This window comes from Luteolibacter rhizosphaerae, assembly GCF_025950095.1.
In the GTDB taxonomy this organism is placed as follows: domain Bacteria; phylum Verrucomicrobiota; class Verrucomicrobiia; order Verrucomicrobiales; family Akkermansiaceae; genus Haloferula; species Haloferula rhizosphaerae.
Genome location: NZ_JAPDDR010000001.1, coordinates 674,640 through 699,614, shown reverse-complemented (window position 1 = coordinate 699,614; position 24,975 = coordinate 674,640). Strand labels below are relative to the sequence as shown.

The following is a 24,975-nucleotide window of genomic DNA, read 5'->3' as shown; positions in this document are numbered from 1 at the left end:
GGGGCCGGGTGGCGCTTGTATGAAGAATTTCCACCCGGGGAGAAACGAATTGCCGTCTCCGGAGTTATGACACAGGATTCGGCAGGTTTCCGCGCGAAACCTGTCTTTGCGCACTCCTCCAGATCATGAAGCCAAAACGTAGAACTCCTGCACCGGTTTCTTCCGGCCCACGCCCGCTGAGCGCCTCCGCGCGCTTCGTCCGCCGTGCGCAGGCAAATGCGACCGGTTCCGTGGCGGCCTTCGCCTTCATGGCCGTGGTCGCGGGCGGCGTCTGGTGGAAGATGGAGAGCAAGAAGACCCGTGTGATCATGGTGCGGAATGCGGAGACCGGCCAGATGGAGGCCGTCACCGTGCCCGCCGATCGCCCGGAGGCCGAGGCCAAAAAGATTTTCGATTTCGAGGCCGCCACGGCCAAGCAAGCGGAGGCTGCCAAAACGCAGGCGGCCGCGGAAGCAGCCGCTGAACCGGGGCAGATGACCGGCACCACCAAGGGCCCGGATCCGGAGAATCCCGCGATCGCCGCGCTCAAGGAGGCCGAACCGCTTCTCCTCACAGGGATCGATGCTGGTCGCGACACCGCGCTCAAGCGCGACGCGGAGATGCTGAGCATGACGATGATGTCGAATGCTTACGACGCTTACCGCGGGCTGCTTGAGCGCTCGCTCTCGGCCGCCATGCCGGAGCTGGCCGGCACGGAAGGTCGCAATCGCTTCGATCCGCTGTGGGCGGAAGCCCCCTTCTACAAGGCCTTCCTCCGCTGGCAGATGCTCGACCGCTTCTCGCAGGCGGACATCGCAGCGATCTCGCACGATTCCTATGCCCGGGAGATGTTCAAGTGGTTGATGGAGAACCCCTCCGCGATGGAGGAATTGCTCCTCACCATCCGTCCCGAGGACGACTCCGCGAAGGTGCTCGTCTTCCTGAAGGACGCATGGACCGCGAACTCCGACAAGTTCCCGAAATTCTTCAACCTGGCCGTGGCCTGCGCCGTTGTCTTCGATCGTGACGTTGCCATCGCCGAACCGCTCGGGGGGGAATCCACCGTCAATCCGCTCAGCCGCTACCTCTGGTACATCGAGAAGGATGAGAAGGGGAAGCTGACCGCGCCCGTCCACCGCAGCAGCGCCCGCGACCTGACCTGGGTGGTCTGTGCCCCGGTCGCCACCTCGGAACTCGAGTGGGCCATCGACAAGCTCTCCGGCAGCCGGAAAAACTGGGGCAACAACTACGGCCTCATCGAGTATCTCATGGAGCGCGCGGTGAAGGGCCTGAATCCTTACGAGGAATACAGCTTCGCCGAGATCAAGAAAGAGGGCGGCATCTGTGGTGACCAATCCTACTTCTGCGTGAATACCGCGCGCGCCCACGGCATCCCGGCCCTCATCCTCGCGGGTGAAACCGATCTGGGCGGCCACGCTTGGGCGGCGGTGAAGACCCAGCCCGATGAATGGGACACCAACGTGGGTCGCATCGGCGGGGTGTCAAAGGGTGAGGGCGGCAACGCCCAGCTCGGCGGCTCGATCAGCGAACAGGAAATCTGGCTCTGGAACGACCGCGCCCACCAGAGCCCGGTAATCACGATGTCGGTCTACCGCCACCTCTGGCTGGCCGATCTCTACGCCGCGCTCGGCAAGATCAACGATACCCTCGCCACCGCAAAGCTCGCCAACGAATTGGGCCGCTCCTTCCCGGAAACCTGGAATCGCCTCTATGAGGTGATGGAGGAGCAGCAACAGCAGGACGACTACTCCACCTTCGCCGATCCGAAGATCGTGGCGGTCTGGCGTGAGTTCGCCGCCGACATGCGCCGCGAGTTCCGTGAGAACCCGCGCATGGCCGCACTCGCCGCACGCGCGGAGGACGAGCACGTCTATCCCTATGCTGACGGCAATGAAGTGGCCCGTGCCATGAAGCGCGAGCGCCGCCGCGTCGAGCGCGATGCCGGCGAGCAAAAGGATCTCATCGCCACCAACCTCAAGCGTCAGGGAGATCTCATCAAGAAGCGTGGCGAACCCACCGCCGCCCGCGACATCGGCCGCCTCTACGATACCGCTCTCCGTGAATACGGCGGCAGCATCACCGGCTTCAAGATGATGGCGGAGGATTACTACAACTTCTCCAAGGGCGACACCGAGGTTTCTCGCAAAGCTGTCCGCGATATCGAACTCGCCTTCAAGCGTGTGGTCGAAACCGGCAGCAAGGATTGGTTCCGCGCCAATACCGAGTCGACCATTTATCAGATGATCGTCGGCTACTACCGCGAGGTGGGAGACGAGGGCCGCGCGAAATTGCTGGAGAAGCGTTACCAGCGTCTGCTCAGGCTCGCCGAGCGCGGCGCGCTCTAAGAGGGCTGACTCGCAGCAAACGATTTCAAAGGGGAGGGATCTTGGATCTCTCCCCTTTTTCGTGGCCTTCAGACCTCGGAGTAGCGGTAGCCCGTACCGCGCACGGTGGCGATGACGGCGGGCTTCGCTGGATCCGCCTCGATCTTCTTGCGAAGCATCAGCACGTGCTGATCGAGCGTTCGCGAGTCGGGGAAGTAATCCATCCCCCAGCATTCATCGAGGAAGGCGTCGCGACTCACCGGCAGCCCGGCATGGCGATGCAGCAGTTCCAGAATTGAGACCTCCCGCCGCGTCAGCTCGATCTCGTGACCTCCCCGCTCCGCCATCAGGGCATCCGGATACACGCTCAAGTCCCGCATCCGGATACAGCGCCCTTTGCCATTCGAGGGCTGTGATCGTCTCAGTGCCGCGCGGATGCGGGCCATGACCTCGGCTCGGGTGAAGGGCTTGCGAATGAAGTCGTCCGCACCCAATCCCAGCCCAGCCACCACATCGATCTCCTCGTTCTTCGCAGAGAGAAAGAGAATGGGGACCAAGGGATCCTTCGCCCGCACACGACGGCAGACCTCGAAGCCATCGATCTCCGGCATCATGATGTCGAGGCACAGGAGTTGCGGACGATGTTCCCGCCATAGCTCCAGCGCTTGCTTCCCATCCGGTGCCGCCAAGGTGTGGAAGCCCTCCTCCTCGAAGCAGGCCGTGAGCGCGTCCAAAGTCAGCGGGTCATCTTCAGCGAGCAGGATCTTCATGCGACGGATTCGTTCGAGGATACCAAGGAGAGATGCGGAGCTGCGGGTAGATCGAGTTCGAAAGCAGAACCCCGGGAAACGGGAACGAGCACGAGATCCCCGCCCATGCGGCGGGCCAGATCCCGCGCGATGGCCAAGCCCAACCCGGTGCCGCTGGAGCCTTCGCTCACACCTCGATGCACGCGCTCGAAAGCTTCGAAGATGCGCTCGCGTTGTGCCGGTGGAATGCCCGGACCTTGATCGCTCACGCGGAGGCGCAAGCGATCCTTGTCCATCTTGGTCTCAAGCCCGATCCAGCCGCCACCGCTGGCATACTTCTCCACATTTGAAATGAGATTGCCCGTGATCTGGGCCAGGGCGTCAGGGTCCAAGCGCGTATGAATCCCCGCCCCTCGCTGCCAATCCACCTTCACCTTGCGGCGGTCCAGCGATGGCAGGAACTGCTCAAGAACACCTGCGATCACCTCGTCCGGAATGGCAGGCGTGTTGCGCAGCTCGAGCGTCTTTCGCTCGCCGCGAGAGAAGGTCAGGACGTTCGAGACGAGGCGGCCGAGGCGCTGCACTTCCTCATGCACGAGTCCGAGCCGGCGTCGTGACTCGACAGGACACAGCTCCATCGACCGGCTCGCGAGATCGAGATTGAGCAGGATGTTCGTCAGAGGTGTTCCCAGTTCGTGGGACACCCGGTTCACGAAGGATACGCGTTCCTCGGCCAAGCGGATCGCATTGCGTTGCTGCGCCAGCAACAAGGCTCCTGTTAGAACGAGAACACCGGCGATTCCGCAAGCCGCTGCCAAGGTGCCAGCATCATAGCTTGCCCGCGTGCTTAAGCGGTCCCAAGCCAGAATCTGCCACTCCCCGAGCGCCGAGCGTAGCGGAATCACCAGCGCCGCAGGTCCGGTGCGCTGTCCCGCCAAAGTCGTCGCCCACTCCCTGCGTCCCGGCCCTTCCACCGCCACCATCTCACCCGCATCGCTCAGCGGTGAAAAGGGCAGCCGCCGCCAAAACTCGAAGTGCTCGTGCAGACGGGAGTCCACCTCCGCCTGATCGATCACTTCGAATACCAATTCTCCCGGCGAGACACACTTCCAGTAAACGCGGTGCCTGTTATCAGGCGCGGGAATCCAGCCGCTGCTCTCGTGACTTGATTCGAAGACCTCCCTCCGGATGACCACCGTGTTGCGCGAGGACATCCGGCCCCCCTCGCCTTCCACGACAAGCTGCGGGACGAGATATCCCTGCCCCACCGGTGGCTTCATACCCTCCGCTTCGAATCTCTTCTGCCCGCTCAAGAATACCTCGCAGCGGCGAACCCCCACCACGTTCTCGCAACGTTTCGCCAGCAGGTCCTGCCGGTCGTAGGGCGCGAAGGACGCAATCGACCCGAGATGTCCGGTATAGAGAGACTCCAAGCGCTCGAGCTCGACGCGCATCGACTCGGAGAAATCGAAAAGCCGCCCGCGGTCCGCGGGGACACGCTCCTCCACGTTGCGACGCGCCAAGCGTTCACCGCCCCAGAGCACCAGGGCGGCGACGCCGAGCATCGGAACAAGAGTGGTCCAAAGAGGCCGCATTACACCTTGATAACATTCACGGTGACGAAAGAGAACCAGACCTTTTTCGCCGCTGCCGGATCGATCTTCGACTTGGGCGGACGACTCGGTGTCCCCATCAGCATCGGGGTCTTCGGACGCAGCGTCAGCGCCATCATCACGCGCTGGTTCTCGTAAGCAGGGGTTTCAAGCTCCCCATCTCCCTTGCCCCATCTGGTGAAGTCCACTTGGGCGCTCATCTCGGTGGAGATGCGCAGGTCGATGATGTCGTTGTTCTGTCCCAAGGTCGGCTCGATCTCGACGATCGTTCCGGCTCCCCGGGTATTGAACTCGGTCGGGACCAGCGGCCCGAGAACATCTGCCGCTGCGACGACTTCCTTGGTCTGGCCGCCTCCGGCATTTTTCGCGACCGTATTGCCGAAGGTCGGGTCGACATGCCGGTCATACTTCGTCGGGTATGAGATCTCCGAGACACTTTCCACCGCCGACTTTTCTCCGGAGCGGGCACAGATCACCGAGAAGGATTCCTGAGTAGCGGTGCCCTTGCCGACACGCTCGAGGATCACCTTATAAAGCTCCTGATCGTTCGAGATCGTGCGGTGAAGCTCCGCGGCATCCGCGAGATCGACCGAGAAGGACTCGACACAAACCGAGAGATGCCGGGGCGACCAGTCCTCTTCGACAACTCCGGGAGGGGCATCGGGAGGCTGGCGAACGAAAGGATCGGCGGCGGGGGCCGTGCCGGCTCCGCCACCAGCCGCCGGTGTCGCGGCCGGAGGAGTAGGCTGGGCTGCTCCGGGCACTTGGGCATGCAGCGCGGGGCAGGCGAAGAAACCCGCGACGAGAATTGCAGTTCGGATTTTCATAACGTCGCCACCCTCGCAGGGATTGCCATCCCTCCGGGTCAAATCGATGTCAAAAGAAGGACCTGTTAGGTCACTGCAATCCGAATGCAGGCAAAATCGCCGGATCGTCCAGCCCCTGCACCACCATCTCCGCCCCACAGGCACGGAGTTGTTCCGCACTGAATTTCCCGGTCGCCACCGCCAGACAGCGGGCACCCATGGCCTTCGCGCAGGCGATGTCTTTCGGCGTGTCGCCGATGACCAGCGTCTCCTCAGGGGAGAAGTCCCTTCCCGCATGCAGCGCCGCACGCTCCAAGGCCACCGGCCCTAACAAATTGCGGTCGGCGTGGTCGCAGCCGTAGGCCCCGAAACCGAAATGCCGGTCCAGCCCGTAGTGCCGCATCTTCGCCCCCGCTCCCTCCGCGATGTTTCCGGTCAGCAGCCCGACGGTCACGCCATCTCGCCGCTCCAGGTCCTCTAGCAAAGCTGCCGCGCCGGGCAGCACTCGCCCGGCATAACCGCCATGGGCGAGATTCCATTCCAGACGCTTCAGGTAGGCGGCGAAGAATCGCTCCCCTTCGTCCGCGCCATGCGGCAGATCAAAGTGAGCGAGAATCCCCGCAAGGACTCCCAGATCGGTGTTACCGGCCAGATCCAGGGGAGGACCTTCACCGCCGTAGCACTCCTGGGCCGCTTCCTGCAGGGCCCGCATCCCGGCACCTCCGGTATCCACCAGGGTGCCGTCGATGTCGAATAGCCAAAGCTTCGCCGCCTTCACGCGGTCGATCACTCCTTCTCGGCCGTAGCTTCCTCGGAGGAAGCATCCGCCTCGGACTTCACCTCGGCGGCGTCGTCATTGGTGATGTCCTCGTCGAAGCCTTCGCCTTCCTCGTCGTCCTCGAAGTCGTCTTCTTCCATCAGTTCGCCGTGGAAGAGGTGGAACTTCCGCTTGCGCTGATGCTGCGGGAGCGGCGAAAGGGTCATGCCGACCGCACGACCGTTGAGCCGGGGCTCTTGGTCGACGTGAGCGATCTGCTTCAAATCCTCGATGATGCGCTTCATCATCACGAAGCCGAGTTCCTTGTGCGCGTTTTCACGGCCGCGGAACTGAAGGACCATGCGCACCTTGTGGCCCGTATCGAGGAAGCCCTCGGCACGGCCCATCTTGATGTTATAGTCGTGCGTTCCCGTACCCACCCGGAATTTCACTTCCTTCATGCGGGTCGAGTTCTTCGACTTCACCTTCTTCAGCTTGGACTGCTCGTACTTGTACTTGCCGTAGTCCACGATGCGGCAGACCGGCGGATCGGCGTTCGGGGCGATTTCGACCAAGTCGAGCCCGATCATCTTCGCCTTGTCCAGCGCCTCGCGGGAGCTCATCACTCCGAGCTGGTCGCCGTTGAACAGCACGACGCGCACCTTGGGCGCACGAATCCGGTCGTTCACGCGCGTCATATCGCGCTGCTGACGACCCCTGAAGTTATTCTTTGATGGCTTAGCGATGGCTTTGTCCTCCGTGGGTTCGATGCGACACAGGCGGGCACGATAAATCCGTGCCTTCGCCTGCGAAGGGGTACGTGGAACGTCGGTCCGGATCCGGGATCATACGGGACCGCAAGCGAGTGAGCGGCCAAAGCGGCCGATTCGCAGATTCTTCGAGTATCGTTCCAACAAAATCATTACGTGGCACTTAGGCCGGAAAGTCGCATGAGACGCGGTGGCTGTATCCAGCTTCGCGGGCGACTGAGCCGAGTATATACCCACACCCGAGCGCCCGGGCAAGCGGGATTTTCGGGCGGGAAACCGATCGAAGAAAGGACGACCGCACGGTTCCCCGCGCGGTCGAAATAATCATGCTGTGGATGGATGGACTGGCGTCGCCCGCACAGCGACCTGTGCGGGCCACCATTCTCCCCGTCCCCTTAAAGCCGCCGCTCCTTGATCTCCGCCTTGATCTCCGTGACGAACTCGTCAATCGGCTTGGCCCCGAGATCCTCCCGGTCGCGGTGGCGGATGGAGACCGTCCCCTCCTCCACTTCCTTCGCGCCGAGGACGAGCATATACGGCACGCGCTCAAGCCGGGTGTTGCGGATCTTCGCACCAACCTTGTCGGAGGAGCGATCGACCGTCACCCGCACTCCGGCTTCCGCCAGCTTCGTGGCGACGTCTTCCGCGGCGTCGAGGAACTTGTCGGAGATAGGCAGCACACGAACCTGCTCCGGCGAAAGCCAAGTCGGGAACTTGCCTTCGAAGTGCTCGATGAGCAGCCCCGTGAAACGCTCCAGCGAACCGAAGGGCGCGCGGTGGATCATCACCGGGCGGTGCGTGGTGTTATCAGCACCGATATAGCTCAGGTTGAAGCGCTCCGGCAGGACGTAGTCGACCTGCACGGTGCCGAGCTGCCAATCGCGGCCGATCACATCCTTCACCACGAAGTCGATCTTCGGGCCGTAGAAAGCGGCTTCGCCCGGCTCCTCCGTGAAGGGGGCTCCCAGCGTGGCGGCGGCGGCACGGCAGGCAGCCTCGGCGAGGTCCCACTTCGCGGGATCACCCGTGAACTTGCTATTATCCGGATCGCGCAGTCCGACGCGCACGCGATAGTCGTGCATGCCGAGCGTGGTCAGCACCGTCTTCACCAAGCTCAGGCAGCCGATGAGCTCCTGTGCCACCTGCTCCGGCGTGCAGAAAAGGTGGGCATCGTCCTGAGTGAAGCCGCGGACGCGCGTCATGCCGCCGAGTTCACCGGATTGCTCCCAGCGATACACTGTTCCGAACTCGGCCAAGCGCACCGGCAGATCGCGGTACGAGCGGTGCTCGCTGGCGAAGATCTTGATGTGGTGCGGGCAGTTCATCGGCTTGAGCATGTAGCCCTCGTAGGTGCCGTCGGACAGACCGTTGATAAGGGTCGCGCAGCTCGCATCCTCGTCGGCGAGCTTCTCCAGCACGTCGCGCTCGGCGATCGGCGGATACTGGCTCTCCTGATAGTAGGGGAAGTGGCCGGAGGTGCGGTAGAGGTCCAGCTTGCCGATATGCGGCGTGAAGACCTGCGAGTAGCCCTGCTTGTCGAGCTCCTGGGTGATGAAGTCCTGCAGCGCGCGGCGGATCATCCCGCCTTTCGGTTTCCAGAGGATGAGCCCCTGCCCCACCGCTTCGTCGATATGGAAAAGGTGCAGCTCCTTGCCGAGACGGCGATGGTCGCGCTTCTTCGCTTCCTCCAAACGCACAAGGTGCTCTTCAAGCAGCTCCTTCGATTCAAAGGCCGTGCCGTAGAGACGCTGGAGCTGGCCCTTCGACTCATCCCCCAGATAGAAGGACGAGGACACGGACATTAGCTTCACATTCTTGCACTTCGAGGTGTAGCCCACGTGCGGGCCGGCGCAGAGGTCGATGAACTCGCCGTTCTGGAAGCAGGAGATCTCCTCGCCTTCCGGAATCTTGTCGATCAGGTCGAGCTTGAAGCGGCTCGGGTTGTCCGGGCGCTCGGAGAGCCCGCCGAGGCGGCCGCTCTCTGCCATCGCCTTCGCCTCCTCGCGGGAGATCGCGCGATATTCGAACTTCTGGTTCTCCTTCGCGACCTTCTTCATCTCCGCCTCGATCTTCTCGAAGTCATCCGGGGTGATCCGGTGCTTCATCTCGAAGTCGTAGTAGAATCCGTTTTCGATCGGCGGGCCGTAGGCGAACTGCGCGTCCGGCCAGATCCGCAGGATCGCGGTCGCCATCACGTGGGCGCAGGAGTGGCGGAGCCGATCAATATCGGACATTTGCTGGCGCTCATCGAGTGTCTTCCGGTCGGACATGGGGCGGAGAGACTGCAACGGAAACCGGGTTTTTCAATACCCGATTGCGCCAAGCTCCAAGGACGGGCAACACCCCGAAGCAGCCGCAAGGACGGGGAAAAGTGATCCGCAGGGTCGCGCGTGACTATTTCTTCACCTCCCCGTGGAATCGCACCTCATCCCAAGCCTTAGCGCCCACCACCTCCAGGTAGGGCTGCGAGGCCGCCGCGCCCCCCTCGGTCCCCAAGGCCTTGTACAGATGCCAGATCGGCTTGATGCCGTGCGAATCCTGGGGATCGTCGCCGAATTTCCGTAGCCCCAGCCTCAGGCCGCCTTCGCCGCGATCGTCCGCCCAGAGATGATATTGAAAGGCGGTGACGGTGTCCAAGGGCGCGATCTTCTCCCACGCGTAGGCCATACCCGCCGCTTGGTCCCGCAGCGATTTCTCGGAGTAGTCCGGTGAGTTGAGCCCCTGCTCGGTGAGCTGGATCTCCCGCGGCTGGCCCCGGTAGCGCACCCGCTCCTGCCGCGCCCAAGCGTCGAGCACCTCGATGTTCCGGTAGGTCAGATAGGGCGTCGCGAAATCGAAGGTCGCCTGCGAATCCTCCCAGGTCCGCGGATTGAAGATATCCTGTGGGTAGGGATGGTGTGCGATCGCCCACGGGAAATCCCCTTCCCTATGACCAAAGGATACCATGTGCTCCATGAGATCCCGCCCCGCATAGCCCCGAACATCAGCGCGACGGCCCCAGCAGTGCTCCAGCGATATCAGCGGCTTTGCATTCGGATCATACTGTCGCGCCAGCAGACAGGCCACGCGCATGGACTTCTGATAAAGATCCATGTAAGTGAGATCGGTCTTTTGCCCGGCGCTAGCCCAGAAGAAGCCGCTGTTGATCTCGTTGTGCATGATCCAGTGGTGCACCCGGCCATACTGTCCGTCCGGTCGGCTATAGCGCTGGGTCACGAAGTTCATCGCCGCCGCGTAGGCATTCACCCCGGTCTTGCTGGTGAAGTCCGGCAGTACGAAGCCCGCGCCCGGATCGGCTTCGGGATGGGCCGCCTCGCGAATCCAAGCGTTCTCCGGCGCGTTGCGGACCGGTGGCAGCAGCACGATCGCGGAAACCATCCACCCGTTCTCCGCCGCGATCTTCATATCCCGGTCGTAGCGTGCCACCGCCGCGTCCTCCGTATGCCAGGTCCTCCCGGCAAAAACATGGGGCGTGCGCCCCGGGCCGGCCTCGGCATGCAGAAGCTCGTTCAAGATAATGTTCAGCGTGACGGACGCGATCCCCAGTTCCTGCATGTCCGGATGGTCGAAGGGGCAACCGCCGATGCCTTTCTTCGAGCGAGGCTTCGCCGCCGGCAGATCCGCACGGGGGATCTGGTCCTCCACATAGCGCATCGCCGAGAGCAGTTCCGGCACGCCATCACTCATCCGCACCACGGCCCATCCCGAAAGCAACGGCTCGCGATCCTCAACCGCCGCCCGCGAGATGCTCACTTTGAAATTCCCCGCATCATCCGGATCAAGTCCATGCAGGCTCGCGGGGATCTTGAGGGCGGTCACATCCTCCCACATCGGCACCTCGGCGAGCTGACAATCGCGGCCCGCATGCCCCAGCTTCCCTTCCACCGTGATCGTTCCGGCACTAGCACTTACCTTCGTGATCCGGGCGGGGAACTCCTTGGAAAAATAAGCCCGCAAACGCTCCGCATGGGCCGCATCCGCCTCAAGCCGCGCCGTGCGAGAGGCCGCCAAACGAAGCTCCTGCCCTATCGCTTCTCGCGCCCGGAAATTCCTCAAGCGCGCCACCACCCCGGGCCCTTGGCCGAGTGTCAGACGCATCGAAGTCACCGGTCCCTGCGGCCTCTCCAGTGTTTCTCTCAAATCCACCGCGAACTCGCCCCATCCCTCGCGGCGCCCCATGTCCACCGTGATCATGTGTGGCACATCGATCGCAGGCCCCAGGAATACCAAGGTCCGCCCTACCCCGGTGGTACTGAAGTATTCCAGCGAAAGCATCGGCGTGGCCCGAAGATCCAATGCGGCGCCATCTGTCTTGAGAAGCAGGTAGGGATCGGCGCCCGTGGTCCGCACTTCCCACTCTCCGTTCCCCAGATCGCTGAGCTGAAGGTCATTCGTGCCCTGCGGATCAGGAATCAGCCGCAGTTCCCCTGCCGTGAGCAGGCAGGAAAAAAACGAAAGAAAGAGGGCGGTGAAAGAGCGGACCATTGCGGTCCACCCATACGCACCCTCCCCCGAAATGTTGCAGGCTTAGCGCGGCGTCTCCGCCGTCGGGATGGCTGCCGGACTGGTGGCGGGCCAAGACAAGGTGGAGGATGAGGCTCCCTCCGAGATGGTCTTGTTCCCCGCGCCCAGCACGAAGGTTGCCGGATTGAAACTCGGCAGCGGCGCGAAGAACGAGGCCCCGTCGAAACTGCTCGCGGCAGGTACCGTCTGAGAAAAGGTTCCTCCATCCGGCAGGACGTAAGTGTAGGTCTGCTCATAGGCGCCGCTGGCACGCAGATGGAACGCGGAGAAGCTGCCGTTCCCCCTCATGGTTCCGGAATTCGTCAGCATGTGTCCCTCCGGCACGTGATCGCTCACGAGATCGAAGGACTTCATCGTGGAGCCGCCGTGATAGCTCAGGGTCACGCCCTCCATCGGACTATAGGTGCCCGCGGCACTCATCATACCGGTGCAATCGGCGATGCACCAGAAGCTCGTATTCTGATAGACCACCGGTGCCTCCGGATAGATCCGTTCGCCGCGCAAGTCCGCGCGGAATTTCACGTTCATTACCATCTTCTCGCTAAGACTTCCCGCTTCGTTGAAGTTCCAGGTAAAAGGCACCGTCCACTCCGTGATCGGAACCTCATTACTAAAGGCATCGTAGACGAAGCCGCGGCTCACCACGACCTGCACGCTGCCAACCGGCGCCGGATTCGGCACCCGGACGTAAATGCGGTCCGCGCCCTCCCATCTCAGCACCGGCAAGACTTGCCCGCCCCAGATTACACTCCTCTGCCCGGACCCCGGATCCTCGCCGAAGTTGCCTTCGATCATCAGCGCGCTGAAACGCTGGTCCGGCCCTGCCACCTGATTCAGGATCCGGATAATCGTCGGCTTCAGCACATAGGCCGGCGTGAGCGGATGTTGCTTCCAGATCAACTGTGCATTCGAGCGAGTCTGCCCCGGATACTTCGGGCTGGGGTCGAATTCATAGCCTTGCTGCCACATCCACGTCTCCACGATCGGCTGCGAGAACGAGCGCTCTTTCACGGTGGAGATGGGTGCCTCCTGATTCATGCCCAGCATCCGGTCGAAGATCTTCCGGCAGGATTCACCGCTGCGCTTGCCTGACTCCCAATCCCAACTGACGTAGGAGCCCGCGCCAGAGTCGATGAAGGACTGGGCCAGTTCGGCATTGGTGCCATGGCAGGCGTCGATAACCACCAGCGAATTCGCGGCGAAGCGCATGTACTTCCGTACGAAGGTGGGGGTGATCACGTAGTAGGGCACCGTCTGCCCGCGATCGATCGCCAGCGCCAGTTCGCCGCTGTCGCGCATCGCCTTGTAGGCACCCTGGCTCAGCGCCACGCTGGCGAATTGGCGCGTGACCAGCCCCACGCTCTGCACGCCATCCTTCTCATAGGAGCAGCCGTGCACATGCCAGAAGAGCACTCCGAGCGAACCCGAGGAGAACCAGCTCTTCACCTCATCCACCGTCGTGCCGCTGACCTTCTTCACGCTATAGCCTGACGAAGCGAGCCAGTTCCCGATGGTCGGTGCGGAGTCAGGAAAGAAAGCCTCGAGCGAGTGCGCGGTCACCGCCCGGTTGCTAGCTGGCAAGCCCAAGCTCTCGGTAAAGGGTGCCTCCGGCCCACGTTCCCTCCGCCTCATCTCCACCGCCGCGGCAAACTTGCGGGAGAGCTCCGTGTCCGTCCGGTAGGTTCCGGCAGGTGCAGACTCGGGAACAAGCGTTTCGGAATCCCTCTGCTTGTTCAGCAGCACGCAGACATCGCCGTCGGTGAAGCGGATCGCCACATTGTCCGCAGGCATCGACACCGACGCCACCGCCACCAGCGGCTTGGTATGCGCCCATCCGATCAGCCGCGCCTGATACTCCGCCCTTGGCAGCGACGCCCACTCCCGCATCTTGGCCGAGGCGTCGCGCAGGAAATCCAGCTTCACCTGCTCGCCCAGACCACTCTCGTAGATCACCGTGTAGAGCGTGGGATCGCTCAACTGCGCCGCGGGCACCGTCGTTTCCGGCCCCGTCCTCACCCGCAGGATCTCCTTCGTGCTGAATCCCGCCTGCACCCGGAAGATCACCCGTGCCGCGCGACCATCCAAGGCACCTGCGACCAAGTTCTTCCACCTCATCGGCGGCCCTTGGACATGTGATTCCAGAACCGCGTGGCGCGAACCCGGTGGCACGTCGACCTCCACGGTGTATCGCCCCTGGCTATCGAAGTAGGCGGAGCTCGCTTCGAAACCATCCGCCGCCAGCGCGCCCACCGGCAACATCAGCACTAATAACAATCTCAGGATATTTCTCATGGGAAGGGTCATGGGATGAGGCAGCCACCGCACCCTGCCCTTCCTCCCCGGAGCTGGTAAATACACCGGAAGGTGGTGAAACCGACCCCGCCGCCGAGGCGGACTAGAAGCTCTCCAAAGACATTCTCCCGTCCCTTCCCGCGGATGAAGCTTGCCGGGCCGGAAGCGCCCGCTATGCACCCGGATCGTCCATGAAGCGCCCCGCCCTCGCCTCCCTTCTTCTCCTCGCAAGCCTATACCCTTCCCACGCGGCCTTCGAGAAATGGACCAACAAGGACGGTAAGACCGCCGAGATGGAAATCTCCGGATTCAGCGGCAGCGGCACCGATACCTTGGTCCACTTCAAGACCCGGGCCGCCAAGGAAATCAGCCTGGCTCTCTCCGATCTCTCCACCGCCGATCAAGCCCGCGCCCGCAAGTGGCGGCCGCGCTTTGAAACCCGCTATCTCAAGTCGGATCTCGACGACTCTAACATCAGCTTCTCCTTCGATGTCGCCGCCCCGGGCTTCATCGGAGCCGCGGAGACCCCGGTGGAAGTGAAGCGCTTCATCTTGGGTGCCAGCACCATCGTCGCCACCGATTGGTCCGGCGGCATCTCGCAGGATCCCTTCGCCCGCGAAGTCCCGCTCAAGAGCAGCAATCTCGTCATCCGCGCCAAGATCGATCCGGCCAAGCTCGACGAACGCTCGATCGACAAGACCGATCTCCAAGCCACCCTCTACATGCAGCAGGGCGGCACGCCGAAGGAACTCACCGCGACCTTCGATCTGCCCACCGGGATGAGCGACCGCAAGTTCCAAGAGCTCGGCCCCTTCCGCGTGGCCCTCATCGGTCGCCCGAAACCTTCCGACTCTCCCTTCGGCAAGCCTGTCGATGCCGGCAAGAAAATCGAGGAATACGCCGTCGTCGTCGCCGAGGATGATCCCCGCATCATCAGCCAAACCATCGTCGCCGGTGACAAGGACTACACCGACTCGGTCGAAGTCGCGAAAGCCAACGGCCCCGTGAAGGTCATCATCAAATACTGGTCCGAAGTCCGCGAGGTCCCGGTCACCCTGACCAAGAAGCCCGGTCAGAAGCCGCTCATCACCGCGCCGAAGTAGCCGCCTACGAAGGCTGGTTCGTGCGCGTGGAGGTATCCTTTCTCCTCGCCGATTGGGACATCATCCACAGCCCGTCCTTCCAGCTCCCGGAGAGCAGCGGACACTCCGAAAGCTCCCGCGCAGCTTCGGCACCACCTTCGCCGTGATGCATGATCGCGTTGCTCCGCGCGATGCTCCACTGCGGCCAAACCCGCTCGCGCAGCTCGATGCCGTCGCCTGCCGAGACATGCCCGTGCTGCAGCACGCGGAAGTAGAAACCCGTCTTGCCGTTCCGCTCCACCTGCGCCGCCAGATCCTTCACCCGCCAGCGCCGCGCCAGCTTCCAGCACGGCTGCCGCGGCTGCGATACCTGCACCAGCGCCTCGCCTATCTGATAGATATCACCGATGCAGGCCTCCTCCTCCGTCAGTCCTTGCGTACTGAGATTCTCGCCGAAGGCACCGCTCGCCATCTCGCCCAATCCCGGGAGCGCACGCCAGTAGTCCAAATGCTCGCTGGCATACACGCAGACCGCCTTGTCCACGCCGCCATGATAGCGGGTGTCCGCCACCTCGTCCCCGCGGAAGCCCTGATAGCCGAGCCAACGCGGGCCCTCCTGCGCCTGCTTGTGAAAGCCGGTCCGCCACTCCTTGTCCCACCACTCGCCGCTACCTTGGGATGCCACCTCGCATGCGGGTGCCGTATGGAGCGCCAAGATCAGCATGCCGCATTCTCTCAAGCCCGCGCCGGGGGTCAAGCGGGCACCTTTTGGTACCCACCCGTATCATCATCGGATCTAACGCGCCTTCTTCTTCGGCGCCTCACGTCCCAGCTCCGGCCCCTTGTCCGCTGGCATCGATTGGTGCCACGCCACCGCAGCCTTCGCCAGACGCTCCGCCGTCCCTTTCTCCTCGCCTGCCAGATTCTTCGCCTCACCCGGATCCGCCACCACGTCGAACAGGCGCGTCTTCGTGCCATCATACTCGCAGAGCAGCTTCCACTTGCCCTCCCGCACCGCCAGATCCGGCTTCGGCCCGTTCGCATTCTTCCGGTCCGGCGGGCGCCGCCAGTAGATCGCACCCTTCCGCGAGTCCTGCGATTTCCCTAACAGCGTCGGCGAAACATCCTCTCCGTCGAACTTCACCTCCGGTGCTTCCACCGCCGCGATCTTCAAGAGCGAGGGCGCGAGATCGAAGGCCGCAAACACGGAAGCATCGTTCGCACTCCCCGCCTTCGCCTTCTCCGTCCAACCCGGGCCCCACACCACCAGCGGCGAACGCACCCCGCCTTCCAGCAGGGTTCCCTTCGCTCCGCGGAATTCTCCCGCCTTCCCCGCACCCGGCTCCGGCCCGTTGTCGGAGAGCACGATGATCAGCGTGTTGTCCCTCAGCTCCGGCGTGGCCCGGATGTGGTCGAAGAGCTTGCCCAATTGCCGGTCCATTTCCTTCAGCACCGAGAGATACATCCCGCGCTTCCCCTCCACCCATTGGTTCACCGGCGGCCAGAAGGGCGAGTGCACATCGTCCGGCCACAGGTTGATGAAGAAAGGCTTCTTCGCCTCCGCCGCCTTGTCGATGAACGGGATCGCCGCATCGACGAATCCGGTCGTGATCTTCGAGCGCTGCATCCAAGTCACCGGTCCTCCCAGACGCTCCGCATCCTCCCAGATCTTCCCCGGCGTCGTCTCGCCCGGCTTCAGCGTCAGCGGCAGCAGCTTCGGCCCCATTCCCTCGAAGTTCGTCAGACTCACATCGAAGCCATACTCCGTGATCGCCGGTGCCTCGGCCACGTCCCGCTGGCCGCCCAAGTGCCACTTGCCGAAGTGACCGGTCGCATAGCCCGCCGCCTTCAGCGATCTCGCCAGCGTCGGAGCCTTCGGATCCAGCCACTGCGCCATCCCGCGCCGCTCGTTGTCCGCGCGGTTGTTCAGGAAGGACGTGATCTTCCAGCGCTGCGGATACTGCCCCGTCGTCAGCGCGCAACGCGAAGGCGAGCAGATCGGCGAGTTCACATAGAATTGCCGGAACCTCAGCCCCTCGCTCGCCAGCCGGTCGATGTTCGGCGTCTTCGCCTCCGTATTCCCGAAGCAGGAGAAGTCCCCCCAACCCATGTCGTCGATCAACACCACCACGACATTCGGCCGCCGCTCCACCGCGGAGAGTGGGGGAACGAGCATGAGAAACGACGCGAGGATTCTAACTTTCATAAGGAGCTACATGCAGTGATTTCGTCGGAAGGGAAAGCGTGCCACTGATTTCCTGCATTTCCCCGATGAAATTAGTTGGTCTTGCCCCGGTCAGCCGCTTTGGGCTTCATCCCATCATGCCCATTCCCTTTCATCGCCTCGCGGCTTTCATCTGCATCCTCTGCAGCGGTTTCGCCTCCGCGCAGGATAATAGGGCCCATTTCGAAAGCTGGCTGCGGGAGAACCGGGAGAGCTTCCCCATGGTTGGATTCGGTCGCGACAAGATCCCCTTCGCGCGTGTCCACACCATGCCGCCCATCAAATCCCAGCTAAAATGGAAGGACCGCTACTTCACCGGTTTTCGCTTCACCACCCCGGAGTGGCATGAAGGCCATGTGTTCTGGATGTTCGGCATGCCGGGCGATTTCTCCGCCCAGCCGGACTTCCACTGGTATATCGTTCCGGAGCAAGCTCAGGAGGAGGAGTTCCGGCTCGTGACCTCTCGTCAGGGAGCGCGCTTCTATCCCCGTTTCCGCGAACTCTTTCCCGGCTGCGGATCCATGGTCCAGCAAACTTTCGATGGCGAGCTCCTCAAGCCATCCTCTCGCTATATCGTTTGGTTCTCCTACCCCACTCCCCAAACCCGCGAGTTGCGCTTCGCTCTGACGGTCGGCTCCAAACGCGGTATCGCGGAATTCGGGATGCTCCCGAGCGGCTATCCGGACATCGGTCCGCTCGAATGCTTCCGCAAGTCGCCCGATCTCAAACCGGTCCCTCCCAAGGATCTCCTAGCTGCCGGGATGAAGACCTTCAAGGAGAAGGGCATCGCTCCCGCACTCGAAGAACTCGACCTCGGCCTGCGCCGGAATATCGACGCCGGAGCACCCTTCCAGGATTTCTGGGTGACGATCTGGCGGGAAGCGCAAACCGGCAGCGGCCGCTCGGAACGCGAATGGGCGGCAGCACTCAACCTCTGGCTCCAAGAGCGCTGTCTGGAATTCGATGCCACCGATCTCGCCGTCCAGCTCGGCTCAAATGGAGCGACCTCCTTGATGAACGTCTATCGATACGGCAGCGCACGTTCAACGCTGATTCCATTCCACGGGCAAATGGAGCGCCGCAAGTTGTCGCTTGATCCCACGTCCTATCCAGACTCCGGCCCGGCCTTCGCATCCCTTCCCGATGTGAGGATGCGGGAGTTTCCCGTCGCGGGTCTGCAAGGGGCATCCTACGTGGCACCCAACGGCATGATCGGCACCCGTCGCGAAATGCCGAATGCCTTTGGCGCGTGCATGCACAATCTTGCCGCCCTCGAACTGATGGGCGGTGAGTGGCGCACGGCGATCGAGCGGAACCTCTGGGTCCGCGCTTGGGCGGAACGCATGCGCGAGAAAATCTTCGAACCCGAAGGCTCTTGGTACGGCAGTCAGATCGGGATCGCCGACGCCCTCTTCGATCTCGGCCTCCTGGAACTGGCCGATGCACAATATGAAACCGCTCTCTCCCACGATTGGCCCGATATCTACCAGAACCGCAGCAAGCTCGCGGCGCGGGGGAACAGAATCTCGATCCGACTGGAACTCGGCCAAGCCGATCCCCGTATGCTGGAGGAACTCGACGAAATCCATAAAGCCACCAAGGAAAATCCCTTCTGCCATCGCCGGGCGTGGGAAGCGGTGGAGATCACCAAGGCAAAATGTCTCGCACAACTCGGCCGCGACGCAGAATGCAATGAGATCCTCAAGCGTCTCGCCGATGATGGCAGCCACCCCGCCCGCCTCGCCATACTCAAAACACAGATCCGTTCCGGAAAAATCGAGGGTGTCGAAGAAGAGCTACTCGCGATCCTCGAACTCACCCGCGATTGGGGCCGCAAGCTGGATGAGGCCGCTCTCTACTCGCTCTATGCCGACTTTCTGACAAACAACGGACGCTTGCCCGAAGCGCTCGCCATGCGCCGCGAAGCGGTACGCCTGATGCGGAGCTTCGACCTTTTCGTCCAACTCCCGCAGGAACTCGCACGGCTTTCGGTCCTGCTCTCGAAGTGCGGGGATGCCCCGGCTTCCGCTTCCTCAGCCGATGAAGCGACCCGGCTCGGTGATGCCAAGGACCGCCTTCCACCGCGCGTGCAGGCGGAGATCGCCGGGATCTTGAAGCAACGCGCCGCCTCCAAGCCGGTGGCCGCCCCGAAGTCTCTTCTCGTCGACCTTCAGCCTCTGAACGCGTCCATGGTTCCGGTGAAAGGCAGGCCGCTGCGCGGGCGACTCACTCTCTCGAATCCCTTCGCCCAGGCAGTCGAAGGCACTCTTTCGTTTTCCGGCCTACCCGTGGATGCCGCATGGAAGCAGGCCAGCGGGGAAGCGACAGTGCTCTTGGGAAAGACCGGCACGAACCAACTTGCCAATGTCAGGGTCGAAGCCGGTAGCTTCGCTGTGATCGACCTCACTTCGCCTCCGGACCAATTCGCCCCGGGAGAACTCTCCGTGATCTGGAGTTCGCCGGGACAGAAGGATCAGATTTCGGTGTGGACCATCGAGGACACCGAGGCCGCAGTCGCTGCCGCTGTTGTGGACGCGGGAGTGTTCAAGCGGAATGCATTCTACGGGGTGCCGGTTCACCACCACTACCAAAGCCCGGCCGCTGATGACGGAAGCGCTCCAATCCGCGCAATCTGTTCCATCCCGGCCCGGGTCGAACTTTACGATGCGGAAAACCGGCCGGTCTATGTCGACGCAAATGGCAACGGCGAATTTGGCGATCCGGGAGATGTCGTTCATCAGGATCAGGACCGGGATGGAAGCCCCGACATCCAGCTTCGATCCGGTGAGACCCGCATGCGACTTCAGGTGTTCCCCTCGGGCGATCTTCCTAGCGATGGCTTGAAGATCGCCTTGGAATCTCGTTTTCAAGCGAAGTGGACCCCCTTCGCGGAGGATCTCCTGCAACCTTGATGGGAAGCGCACGCTCCTCCATTCACGGACCTCTCCGTGAAACAAGCCGGCCGCTCTCTCGGTAGATCGGCGATGACGTCTCTCCGCACTGTCGGGATCGCCGCTCTCGCGCAGATCCTCGTGGTTCTCTCCAGCCATGGGGCAGAGCCTCAGTCCCCTCCCAACCCCGCCGTCGCCACCGCTCTCGAGCCCTATCTCACCACCCACAAGCTCGCCGGCTTCATCGGCATCGTCGCCGATCGCGAAGGCACGATCCGCTACCGGAACACCGCCGGATACGCCGATGTCGAGGCCCGCAAGCCTCTGACCGAGGACAACCTTTTCTGGGTCGCCTCCATGTCCAAGATGTTCGTCGGGGCCTCCATCATGATGCTCGTCGATGAAGGCAAGCTCGCCCTCGACGACCCTGCCACCAAGTTCATCCCCGAGTTCGACCGCTGGCGGGTCGTGACCGAGCAGGATGCCAAGCACACCCTGCTGAAGCCTCTAACAACACCTGTCACGCTCCGGCATCTTCTCAGCCACACTGCCGGGCTCGAGCCCCTCGCCGAGCTCCAACATCTCGCCGGTGCCGATACCACCTCCATCAAGGCCCGTTCCATCCCCTCCGTCACCGGTCCGCTCCAGTCCCAGCCGGGCCAACGCTACGCCTACGGCAACCAAGGCATGAACATCGCCGCGCGCATCGTCGAGATCGTCAGCGGCATGTCCTACGAGGATTTCCTCCAGCAGCGCTTCTTTGATCCCCTCGGCATGAAGGACACCGGCTTCTGGCCCAGCGAGGCCCGGCTCACCCGCCTTGCCGGCGCCTATGGCCCGAACCAGGACGGCTCCGCTTGTGTCCGCGGCGACATTTGGTTCCTCACCAAACCTTACAGCGATCGCGCCCGCCGCTTCCCGGAGCCCGGCGGCGGCCTCTTCTCCACCACCGGAGATATCCTCCGCTACGGCTTGATGCTCGCAAATAACGGCGAGCTCGCGGGCAAACGCTATCTCTCCCCCGCCGCCATGGATGAACTCCGCAAGGAGCAAACGGGCACCACCAAGGTGAACTACAGCCTCGGCTATCATCTCCGGAACGGCATGTTCGGCCACGACGGAGCCTACGGCACCGACCTCTCCGTCAACCCCGTCACCGGCATGATCGCCATCTTCATGGTCCAATGCACCAGCGGCGACCAATGGCAGGCCCGCGATGCCTTCCTCGAGAAGGCCGCCGAAGCCCTTGGCAGCGCGGAGTAAACTCCTGCCGTCGTGCCCGTGCAGTCGCTCAAGCGCAGAATTCCGCACCACACCAGAATCTCCAACAGCATTGGACGCGCCCGCCCGGTCGTGCTATGGGCCGCGCGCATGCTCCGCCCCACCCTTGCCCTTCTCTCTCTCGCCGCCGCGGGTCATGCCTCGGCAGGCACCCTCGACATCCTCGGCCCGGGCACGGACATCACCGATTCCGTTAACTACTCCAGCTTCGTTTTCTTCGACTGGAATGGCGACGGCAAGGAAGAGGTAGCCGGGGTGGATAGCGTCAAGTCGCGCCTCTATCTCGGCAGCGTGGACTTCCCGGGGATGTATATCGGAGAAGGCACCGCCCTCGCTTCCGGACTGGACCACGCCGCGGTCAGCTTCTCGGCAGACACGGATGGCGATGCGAAGTCAGACCTGATCTTGGTCGATGGCACCCGGCTCCGGGTTTGGAAGTCTCGGAGCCGCCCGGGCCTCACCGCTGCCGCTCCGGATATCGACCGGGAATTGCCGTCCGGAGTGATCCAAGGCTCCTATCCCCCTGTCCTCGCTGATTTGGACCGCGATGGCAGCCCCGATCTATTCCTTCCGGAGGAGCCGGGCCTTCGTAGCGCCAGCATCATCTTCTCATTCACCACCGCCACTCCGCTTCTGGTCGGGTTGCCGGAGGACTCACGAGCCACACGGGTTGGTCCTCCTTGGACAGCTGGAGGCTCTCCCACCTTGGTTTCCGGAGATGGCAGCTTCCATGGCGGCACCGTGCGTATCTATGTCGCCGGACAGGACCGCACCATAAGTTTCGTGGCAGACACTCACAAGTTTGGCACCCTCGTGGAACTCGATGGAGAAGCACCGCCGGAACTCTTCGGCATCGAGCACAACCCGATCCAAGGCACGGTTCATTATCCCGTCTTCAGCCTCAGTTCCGGTGCTTGGACCGAGGTCTCCTCGCTCGGCTCCGGCTCCCCCTTTCCCGCCTATCCGCCGGAGCAGGCAGTCTTGGATGCGGACAACGATGGACGCCAAGAGCTCTACGTTTGCTCACCCGGCGAGAAGCGCCTGCAGGTGCTTCGCAGCAGCTCCACCGCAGCGGCTTCAAGCTTGGTGAACCTCCCCGAATCGGCACGTCCCTTGATCGGACTCAGCGAGGTCCGCGTGCCCAGCTTGGGACGCTCCCTGCTCGCACTTCATAGTGGATCGCTCATGTGCTTGCGCTACTTCGTCGGCTTCGATCTCTGGCACCCGGGCCATGGATTGCAGCCAGCGGTACGCCTGTCTCCGCTTTTCACGGGATATGCCACCGACAGGAACGTTCCCATCAAGAATACCCCCGGCCGAATTGGCTCGGCGAAGCTGGACAAGGACTCGCTTCCGGACCTCGTCGTGATGGGTGCGGACAGCTTGGAATTGGAAGCTTACCTCGGGCCTCTGCTCCCGGCGGTGAACGAATATCGTCCGTGGTCACGGGAGTTCTGGGGCGCGGACAGCCTGCTCCTTGCCGACTTCACCGGTGATGGCGTGGCCGACCCGCTGGGAGCTAGCCAGAATGGAGTGGCCGTCGTGGAAACGATCAATCAAGAGCCCGGCTGGCCCGAGATATTCTTCCGCAAACGCTCGGGAATCGATTGGTCCGGCACGGGCAGCACCAATGTTCCCAGTCGCGTGCTCGGCGCCGCAGACTTCGATGGCGATGGCGATCTCGATCCCTTGTTCATCCGCCGTCCGGATGAAACGCTCGCGTGGTCACGAAACTCGGCCGGTGGCACCCTGTCCGCCGCGGAGTCCATCTCGGTCGCGGGACGCACTTGGATTCCGCCGCAAGACGGAGTTGCCGGCCATTATCGCTGGCTCACTCAGGACCAGGTCTTGACCACGGATGCGGATGGCGATGCTGACATCGACATCATCACCGCGCCGTCTGCCTTGGGAAATCGCCTCGCCCTGCACAGGAATCTTGGTGCTGCCGGATTCTCCATCGAACCCTTCGGCCCTGACCTTGCCTCTGATGGCATTCCCAGCCATCTGCTCAAGGGTAGCTTCCTCAGCTCCGGGGAACCTTTCCAAATGCTCGCCTTCTGCCAACAGGGCCACCTGGGCATCACCGCCCGGATATTGAAGGGCACCGGTGGTGATGTATCGGCATTGGCTCCCACCGTATTGGCCGAAGGAGACGCCGTGACCGTGACGGACTTCGACCAGGACGGCTTGGACGACTTGATCTGCGGCGGCCTCGAACTCCACTTCTATCGTTCTCAAGGCGATGGAACCTTTGCCCGGCCGGTGACACTCGGCCGGACCATCGGCATCGCCAGTCAGATCCTCGCCGCAGACCACGATGGCGACGGACTCGTGGACCTGGTGGTCGCCTCCGAGAAGACCGGTAGCATCGAGATCTTCACGCACGATAGCATCCCCGCTCTGCCGGGATATGACGAATGGGCCGCCACATTGCCGCCGGAGGATCGTAGCCCCGATGCGGACGCCGATCATGATGGAGTTGCCAATATCCTCGCCTACGCCGGCGGGATGCATGCAACGGCAGGCAGCACCGCCCCTTTCACGGCGGCCATCGATGTGACGGACCACTACCGGTTGACCGCACGGTTTCCTCGGCCACGCCTGACCGACGGTTCCGCGGTCGAGGTTATCCTCCAGAGCTCTCCGGATTTGAAGACTTGGCAGCCGGTGGAAGAAGCGGCCCGGATCATGGTCGATTCCCTGCATCCGGAGTGGGAGATTCTCCAGTGGGGCATTCCGGTGTCCATCGACGAGGAGGTGCCGAGGCTCTACTTCCGCTTCCACGTGACTTGGCAGCCGGCTCCCTGACCCCTGCGCTCCCCGCCACCTCTCCCTCTTTTTCCCTCGCTACCGCTACTTGCTACTCGCTACTTCCCCCCGTGCCCACCCACCACGAATGGCTCGTCCTCGCCGCCGGCTTCTTCGCCGCGGTGATGAATGCCGTCGCCGGCGGTGGCACCATGCTCACCTTCCCCGCCCTCATGGCGGCCGGTCTCTCGCCGGTCCTGGCGAATACCACCTCCACCGTCGCCCTCTTCCTCGGCATGCCCGGCAGCGTCTGGGCCTTCCGCAAGCGCCTCGTGGAGGTGAAGTCGTGGATCCTTCCCCTCGCCATCGTCAGCTTCCTCGGCGGCCTCGGCGGCGGCGTCCTGCTCCTCGCCCTCCCGCCTTCCGTCTTCGAGCGGGTCGTCCCCTGGCTCCTGCTCATGGCCACCCTGCTCTTCTTGCTGAATGCCCCGATCCAGCGCTGGCTCAAGAAGAAGCGCGGCGAGCACGCCGATGAAAAGGAGCCGGAGCGCCCCCGCCCTTGGGGCATCGTCTTCCAATCACTCGTCGCCGTCTACGGCGGCTACTTCGGCGCTGGCATCGGCATCATGATGATGGCCGGTCTCAGCCTGCTCGGCCTGCGCGAGGTCAACCGCATCAATGCCCTGAAGGCCCTCCTCGCCGTCGTCTGCAATGTCGCCTCCGTCGTCTGGTTCATCTCCCGCGGCAGCGTCGATTGGCGCCTCGCCGGCTGGCTGGTGCTCGGTTCCATCCCCGGCTACTTCCTCGGCGCCCATTTCGCCCAGCGCATCCCCGCCACCGCCGTGAGAATAATTGTGGCCGTCATCGGACTCGGAATCGCCGGAAAGCTCTTTTGGGGGCAAATCGCAGCATAA

At 62.9% G+C, this 24,975-nt stretch carries 16 protein-coding genes; 6 read left to right on the top strand and 10 right to left on the bottom strand.

Annotation, left to right across the window (positions count from 1 at the left end; translation table 11 throughout):
- Positions 1-125: 125 nt before the first annotated feature.
- Complete coding sequence (locus OJ996_RS02775; RefSeq protein WP_264510904.1) at positions 126-2,345, top strand: hypothetical protein; 2,220 nt, start codon at positions 126-128, stop codon at positions 2,343-2,345.
- Positions 2,346-2,413: 68 nt separating this feature from the next.
- Here OJ996_RS02775 and OJ996_RS02770 read toward each other — a convergent pair whose 3' ends face one another.
- The 8 genes from OJ996_RS02770 to OJ996_RS02735 form a co-directional block, all read right to left on the bottom strand.
- Positions 2,414-3,094, bottom strand: coding sequence for a response regulator transcription factor (locus OJ996_RS02770; protein ID WP_264510903.1), 681 nt, complete (start codon positions 3,092-3,094; stop codon positions 2,414-2,416).
- Positions 3,091-4,638 carry a sensor histidine kinase gene (locus OJ996_RS02765; protein ID WP_264510901.1) on the bottom strand — a complete coding sequence of 516 codons (1,548 nt, stop codon included), beginning with the start codon at positions 4,636-4,638 and terminating at the stop codon, positions 3,091-3,093. The genes OJ996_RS02770 and OJ996_RS02765 overlap by 4 nt, the downstream gene beginning before the upstream one ends.
- Positions 4,639-4,667: 29 nt before the next feature.
- On the bottom strand, positions 4,668-5,513 hold the full coding sequence (locus OJ996_RS02760) for a hypothetical protein (protein WP_264510899.1): 846 nt from the start codon (positions 5,511-5,513) through the stop codon (positions 4,668-4,670).
- A gap of 70 nt (positions 5,514-5,583) precedes the next feature.
- Positions 5,584-6,282 (bottom strand): HAD family hydrolase, encoded by a 699-nt coding sequence (locus tag OJ996_RS02755; protein ID WP_264510897.1) that lies wholly within the window; start codon positions 6,280-6,282, stop codon positions 5,584-5,586.
- Complete coding sequence (gene infC, locus OJ996_RS02750) at positions 6,279-6,947, bottom strand: translation initiation factor IF-3 (RefSeq protein ID WP_264510895.1); 669 nt, start codon at positions 6,945-6,947, stop codon at positions 6,279-6,281. Before infC ends, OJ996_RS02755 begins: the two co-directional genes overlap by 4 nt.
- A gap of 467 nt (positions 6,948-7,414) precedes the next feature.
- A complete protein-coding gene (gene thrS / locus OJ996_RS02745; RefSeq protein ID WP_264510894.1) occupies positions 7,415-9,289 on the bottom strand; it encodes a threonine--tRNA ligase in 1,875 nt (624 codons plus the stop codon).
- Positions 9,290-9,413: 124 nt separating this feature from the next.
- Positions 9,414-11,504 carry a DUF5722 domain-containing protein gene (locus tag OJ996_RS02740; protein ID WP_264510892.1) on the bottom strand — a complete coding sequence of 697 codons (2,091 nt, stop codon included), beginning with the start codon at positions 11,502-11,504 and terminating at the stop codon, positions 9,414-9,416.
- A 42-nt stretch (positions 11,505-11,546) separates the two neighbouring features.
- Positions 11,547-13,835, bottom strand: a complete 2,289-nt coding sequence (locus OJ996_RS02735; RefSeq protein ID WP_264510890.1) for a hypothetical protein — start codon at positions 13,833-13,835, stop codon at positions 11,547-11,549.
- Positions 13,836-14,026: 191 nt separating this feature from the next.
- Here OJ996_RS02735 and OJ996_RS02730 point away from each other — a divergent pair, with 191 nt between their 5' ends.
- Complete coding sequence (locus OJ996_RS02730) at positions 14,027-14,938, top strand: hypothetical protein (RefSeq protein WP_264510888.1); 912 nt, start codon at positions 14,027-14,029, stop codon at positions 14,936-14,938.
- A 4-nt stretch (positions 14,939-14,942) separates the two neighbouring features.
- Here the strand turns inward: OJ996_RS02730 and OJ996_RS02725 are convergent, their stop codons facing one another.
- Positions 14,943-15,641: an MOSC domain-containing protein gene (locus OJ996_RS02725; protein WP_264510886.1), complete on the bottom strand. Its 699-nt coding sequence runs from the start codon at positions 15,639-15,641 to the stop codon at positions 14,943-14,945.
- A gap of 72 nt (positions 15,642-15,713) precedes the next feature.
- The gene (locus OJ996_RS02720) at positions 15,714-17,123 is read right to left on the bottom strand and encodes a sulfatase family protein (protein ID WP_425605537.1); all 1,410 of its coding nucleotides are present in this window, start codon (positions 17,121-17,123) and stop codon (positions 15,714-15,716) included.
- A 116-nt stretch (positions 17,124-17,239) separates the two neighbouring features.
- Here OJ996_RS02720 and OJ996_RS02715 point away from each other — a divergent pair, with 116 nt between their 5' ends.
- The 4 genes from OJ996_RS02715 (at position 17,240) to OJ996_RS02700 (ending at position 24,975) form a co-directional block, all read left to right on the top strand.
- Entirely contained in the window at positions 17,240-20,053 is a 2,814-nt protein-coding gene (locus OJ996_RS02715) for a hypothetical protein (protein ID WP_264510883.1), read from the top strand.
- A 72-nt stretch (positions 20,054-20,125) separates the two neighbouring features.
- The gene (locus OJ996_RS02710) at positions 20,126-21,295 is read left to right on the top strand and encodes a serine hydrolase domain-containing protein (protein ID WP_264510881.1); all 1,170 of its coding nucleotides are present in this window, start codon (positions 20,126-20,128) and stop codon (positions 21,293-21,295) included.
- A 108-nt stretch (positions 21,296-21,403) separates the two neighbouring features.
- Positions 21,404-24,121, top strand: a complete 2,718-nt coding sequence (locus OJ996_RS02705; protein ID WP_264510879.1) for an FG-GAP repeat domain-containing protein — start codon at positions 21,404-21,406, stop codon at positions 24,119-24,121.
- Between the two features lie 71 nt (positions 24,122-24,192).
- Complete coding sequence (locus OJ996_RS02700) at positions 24,193-24,975, top strand: sulfite exporter TauE/SafE family protein (protein ID WP_264510877.1); 783 nt, start codon at positions 24,193-24,195, stop codon at positions 24,973-24,975.